The organism is Arthrobacter sp. B0316-1-20 (genome assembly GCF_059091865.1).
In genome coordinates this window covers 1-5155 of sequence record NZ_JBNHHC010000131.1, presented here as the reverse complement: position 1 = coordinate 5155, position 5155 = coordinate 1, and the positions used below count along the sequence as shown (strand labels likewise).

The window sequence follows — 5155 nt, the reverse complement described above, 5'->3', positions numbered from 1 at the left end:
GGGTGGGGTCCCACTCCGCAGCGATGCGGGTCGTAGATGCGCTTGCCGAGGACTTGCCGGCCGAGGACGCGAGTGTGGATGCGGTGGAGCCCCAGGTCACCCCGGCTCCGACGGTCGCCGTGCGGGCCTCCGGGTCTACTCGGAGGTCCTTTATGGGCCGCACATCGACCACCAGGCCGTCGTCGTTCATGGACATGCCGGCCACGGAGTGGCCGCCGGAACGTACGGCGACGGGCAGTTTATGTTTCCGGGCGAGGCCCAGGGCCTGCCGCACGTCATCGGCCCCGGCGCATTGCGCGATCACCGCCGGCCTGCGGTCGATCATCGCATTGAAGAGGGCCCGGGCATCGTCATAGCCCGCATCATCCGGCCTGATCCAGTTCATGGCAGCAAGGTACGCCCGGCCCCGGCTACCCGCCAGAGTGCGGTCGGTCCGCCGGTCTGAAAAGATGGGGTGGGTCGACGCAAAGGACGGACACGGATGACGCAGGGAATCTACATCAGTGCGATGGCAGCGGGCTCGGGGAAGTCCCTGATCAGTTTGGGACTGGCGGACATGCTCCACCGGCACGCCGGCAGGATCGGCTATTTCCGGCCGGTCATTCCCGGCGACGATCCCGAGCAGGACCCGATGGTGCTGCTCATGCGCAGCACCTTCGACCTCGGCCCGGAGCGCAGCCGCGGCGGACTGAGCTCCCGGGAAGCCCGTGCCCAGCTGGCAGCCGGGCAGCGGGAGGAAATCGATTCCCGCTGCGTGCAGATCTTCGGTGAAATGTCCCAGGTCTGCGACGTCATCCTGGTCGAAGGTACGGATCTGAGCGGCCACGATGCCGCCGTCGAATTCGATCTCAACACCCGGCTGGCCAAGAACCTGGGGGCCACCATGCTGGTGGTGATCGGCGCCCAGTCCATGGACGTGCAGGAAACCGTGGACGCCGTGGAGGTCGCCCGCAAGGAGCATATTGCCGCCGGGGCCACCCTGCTGTCCATCATGGTCAACCGTGCGGCCCCAGAGGATCTGGAGGAGCTTGCCGGCAGCGTCCGTCCGGGCGTGCATGGCTGGCCGGTCTACGTGATTCCGGAACAGGACGAGGTCGCCCAGCCGACCATCGCCGAAGTCGTGGCAGCGCTGGGCGCGCGGCAGATCGCCGGCAGTGGGCAGCTGGACCGGGACATGAGCAGCATCGAGATCGGTGCGATGACCGTGGGCAATTTCTTCAGCCAACTGCGCGACGGAGCCTTGGTAGTGGTCCCGGGCGACCGTGCCGACATCATGGTCGCGGGCCTGGCGTCGTCCCTGTCCCCCGACTCGCCCGTTCCCTCCGGGATGGTCCTGACCGGCGGCCTGACCCCGGAACCGGACATCATGCAGATGCTCGCCCAGGCCCCGTTCCCGGTATTCAGCGTTGCCGAGGACACCTTCACCACCACGCACCGGGTAAGCCAGGTGCGTGGCGAGGTCTCCTCCGGCCAGCGGCGGAAGGCCGCCGCGGCGCTGGGTGCCTGGTCCAGGCATGTGGATGAGCAGGAACTACTGGAACGCCTGGCCCTGCCGCATCCGACCCACATGACACCGCTGCGCTTCCTGCATGAGCTGATCGAGCGTGCCCGCTCGCAGCGCCGGCATATCGTCCTGCCGGAGGGGCTCGATGTGCGGATCCTCCGCGCCGCCGAGATCCTGCGGCGCCGCGATGTCTGCGACCTGACCCTGCTGGGCTCCGAATCCCAGGTCCGCGAACTGGCAGCCACCGAAGGCGTGGACCTGACCGGGCTGCGGATCGTTGACCCGGCTACCAGCCCGCTGCGCGAAGAATTCGCCGCCGAATACGCCCGGTTGCGGGCCCACAAGGGCGTCGACCTGGAAACCGCGATGGAAAACATGCTTGACGGTTCATATTTTGGAACCATGATGGTCCAGCTGGGCAAGGTGGACGGCATGGTCTCGGGGGCCGCCCACACCACGGCCAACACCATCCGCCCCGCACTCGAATTCGTGAAGACCCGCGAGGGCGTCGACATCGTCTCCTCCGTCTTCCTGATGCTGCTGGAGGATCGGGTGCTGGTCTACGGCGACTGCGCGGTCAACCCGGATCCGAACGACCAGCAGCTCGCGGACATCGCCATCGCCTCGGCCGAGACCGCGGCCAAGTTCGGGATCGATCCGCGGATCGCGATGCTCTCCTACTCCACCGGCACCTCCGGCTACGGTGAAGCGGTGGACAAGGTCCGCCGCGCCACTGAACTGGCCCGCAGCCGCCGCCCGGACCTGGCCGTGGAAGGCCCCATCCAGTACGACGCCGCCGTCAACGCCTCGGTGGCCGCGTCCAAGATGCCGGATTCATCGGTGGCCGGACAGGCCACCGTGTTCATATTCCCCGACCTGAATACAGGCAACAACACCTATAAGGCGGTGCAGCAGTCCTCGGGGGCGGTCGCCGTCGGACCCGTCCTGCAGGGCCTGCGCAAGCCGGTCAACGATCTGTCCCGCGGCTGCACTGTCGAGGACATCGTCAACACCGTCGCGATCACCGCCATCCAAGGACAAACAGGTCCAGACCACTCAACCATCACCGCAAAGGAAGCCTAATGCTCATCCTGGTCATCAACTCCGGTTCATCCTCGCTGAAGTACCAACTGCGGGATGTGGACACGGAGGCCGGCAGCGACACCGTCGTCACCGACGGCCTGATCGAGCGGATCGGCGAAGGCGAGATCAGGAACCATTCGGAGGCTCTGGAGACCGTCGAGGCCCGCCTGACCGAAGTGCTGGGCGGGCGGAAGATCGATGCCGTCGGCCACCGGGTGGTGCACGGCGGCGAGCGCTTCGACGAACCCGTGCGCATCGATTTCGAAATCACCCGGGCGATTGAACGGCTGGCGCCCCTGGCACCGCTCCACAATCCGCCGGCAGCCCTGGGCATCCGTGCTATCACCGCGAAGTGGCCGAAAATGCCTCAGGTGGCCGTCTTCGATACCGCCTTCCACCGCACCTTGCCCGAGTATGCCTGGCGTTATGCGCTCCCGGAGGACCTCTACACGGTGCACGGCATCCGGCGCTACGGTTTCCACGGAACCTCGCACCAGTTTGTCTCCGCGCGTGCCGCCCGGCTGCTGGAGATCGAGCCCCGGCGGTTCAATGCCGTGATCGCGCACCTGGGCAACGGCGCCTCCATCACCGCCATCCGCGGCGGGGTCAGCGTGGATACGTCCATGGGCTACACGCCGCTGGAAGGACTGGTGATGGGAACCCGCTCCGGCGACCTGGATCCGTCGGTGCTGGTGGCGCTGCAGCGGAAGGGCTTCTCCGCCGACGACCTGGACCACCTGCTCAACCGGGAATCGGGTCTCAAGGGCCTGTCCGGCAACAACGACATGCGCCAGGTGGTCGAGGCCGCGGAAAACGGTGATGACAAGGCAACCCTGGCCCTCGAGGTGGCGTCCTACCGGCTGGCCAAGTACATCGGCGGCTACCACGTGGCCGTGGGCGGCGCCCAGGCTGTCGTATTCACCGCCGGCATCGGAGAGAACTCCGCCTACTTCCGCAAGCTGGTCATCGACCGGCTCGGCGCCCTGGGCATCGAACTGGATGACTACACCAATGTCCGCCGCAGCAAGGAGGCCCGGGTGATCAGCACGCCCGAGTCGGCCATCCCCGTCCTGGTAGTCCCCACCGACGAGGAGCGTGCCATCGCCGAGGCCACGGCGGAGCTGGTGTCCGCCAGCTGAGGCGGCCCGGGGGCTGACGCGGCCCGGGCTGATGGGGACTTCTCCCCATCGCGGTCCGCGGTCCGGTCCAGTAGCGTCGCGGGCATGACCACTGTGCTGACTACGTTTACGACCACCACAACCACGGATCCGGCCGCCGCAGCCGGCGCCCTGTTCGGCTCGCTGCTGACCCTGGTGGTGACTGTTGCGCTGGTTGGCCTGATCTACATGGGATTGTTCCGGAAGGCAGGCCGCCCGGCCTGGGCGGCCTTCGTCCCCGTCTACAACTCCTATGTCATCCTGAAGATCGTCGGGCGGCCCGGCTGGTGGCTGGTGCTGCTCTTTATTCCGATGGTCAACGTGGTCATCTCCATCCTGATGATGATCGACCTGGCGAAGTCCTTCGGCCGTGGCACCGGATTCGCGATCGGACTCATTTTCCTGCCCCCGATCTTTGCCCTCATCCTCTCCTACGGTTCCGACCGGTATGTGGGGCCCGCGGCGCTCGGCCCGCAGGGAACCGGCCTCCAGGGAGCCGGAACCGGGTACGCCGGGATGTACGGCCAGCAGCGCTAGGTGTACCTGGCGGCTAGGCCATCCCCGCCAGCCGGGCCAGCGCCGCCGCAGCCGCGCCGGCGATCACGACCACCAGGAACGGCGCCCGCAGCAGCAGCGCCACCAGGGCGGCGGCCAGCGCAACCAGCCGGGCATCGGCCACCACGGCCTGCCCGGAGGCAAGGGTGTTGGTAACCGTCAGTGCGGCCAGCAGGCCCACCGTCAACGTCCCGGCCACCCGGGACATCCGCGGGTTATCCATGACCTTGGCCGGCACCAGGTAGCCCAGCAGCTTGGTCGCGAAGCTCAGCAGGCAGGCTGCAAGCACCCAGATCCACAGTTCCATGGTTCAGCGTCCTTCAGAGATCGATGCCGGTTCCGGTGACGGCTCCCTGCCCGGCGCCGGTGGCCGGGCGTCCGGATCCTTGCGGAACCAGCCGAGGACGACCGCCACTGCGGCAGCCACCAGGATGGGCAGGCCGCTGGGCAGCAGGGGCACCGTCAGGACCGTGGCCAGAGCGCAGACGACGGCGATGGCCGCCGAATCGCGGGACTTCAGCCGCGGCCACAGCAGCGCCAGGAAGGCGGCAACCGCCGCCCCGTCCAGCCCCCACTGCTTCGGGTCGCCGAGGGCATCCCCGACAACGGCGCCGACGGCGGTGAACAGGCTCCACAGCGCCAGCACCCCGAGGCCCGCGGTCCAGAAACCCCTCCGCTGCTCGGCCGGGTCCGTCTGGCCGGTGGCGGTGGCGGTCGATTCGTCGATGGTCACATGGGCCGCAGCGGCCTTGCGCCAGCCGCGCGGGCGCACCAGGGCGTTGATCTGCATGCCGTAGACGCCATTGCGGATCCCCAGCAGGGCGGAGGCACTCATGGCTGCCAGCCCCGTGCCGCC

At 67.9% G+C, this 5155-nt stretch carries 6 protein-coding genes; 3 read left to right on the top strand and 3 right to left on the bottom strand.

Going from position 1 to position 5155, the window contains the following annotated elements:
* A partial coding sequence (locus AC5RW2_RS40315; RefSeq protein ID WP_494075251.1) for an FAD-binding oxidoreductase occupies positions 1 to 385 on the bottom strand: 385 nt, incomplete at its 3' end.
* 96 nt (positions 386 to 481) lie between these two features.
* Here AC5RW2_RS40315 and pta point away from each other — a divergent pair.
* The 3 genes from pta to AC5RW2_RS40300 all read left to right on the top strand — a co-directional run bounded on the left by pta (position 482) and on the right by AC5RW2_RS40300 (position 4281).
* Complete coding sequence (gene pta, locus AC5RW2_RS40310; protein ID WP_494030028.1) at positions 482 to 2587, top strand: phosphate acetyltransferase; 2106 nt, start codon at positions 482 to 484, stop codon at positions 2585 to 2587.
* Positions 2587 to 3726 (top strand): acetate/propionate family kinase, encoded by a 1140-nt coding sequence (locus AC5RW2_RS40305; RefSeq protein WP_494030029.1) that lies wholly within the window; start codon positions 2587 to 2589, stop codon positions 3724 to 3726. The genes pta and AC5RW2_RS40305 overlap by 1 nt, the downstream gene beginning before the upstream one ends.
* 84 nt (positions 3727 to 3810) lie before the next feature.
* The gene (locus AC5RW2_RS40300; protein ID WP_494030030.1) at positions 3811 to 4281 is read left to right on the top strand and encodes a DUF5684 domain-containing protein; all 471 of its coding nucleotides are present in this window, start codon (positions 3811 to 3813) and stop codon (positions 4279 to 4281) included.
* Positions 4282 to 4294: 13 nt separating this feature from the next.
* Here AC5RW2_RS40300 and AC5RW2_RS40295 read toward each other — a convergent pair whose 3' ends face one another.
* Together AC5RW2_RS40295 and AC5RW2_RS40290 are read right to left on the bottom strand one after the other, a co-directional pair.
* Positions 4295 to 4606 (bottom strand): AzlD domain-containing protein, encoded by a 312-nt coding sequence (locus AC5RW2_RS40295; protein WP_494030031.1) that lies wholly within the window; start codon positions 4604 to 4606, stop codon positions 4295 to 4297.
* 3 nt (positions 4607 to 4609) lie between these two features.
* On the bottom strand, positions 4610 to 5155 hold a 546-nt coding region (locus tag AC5RW2_RS40290; RefSeq protein ID WP_494075250.1), incomplete at its 5' end, for an AzlC family ABC transporter permease.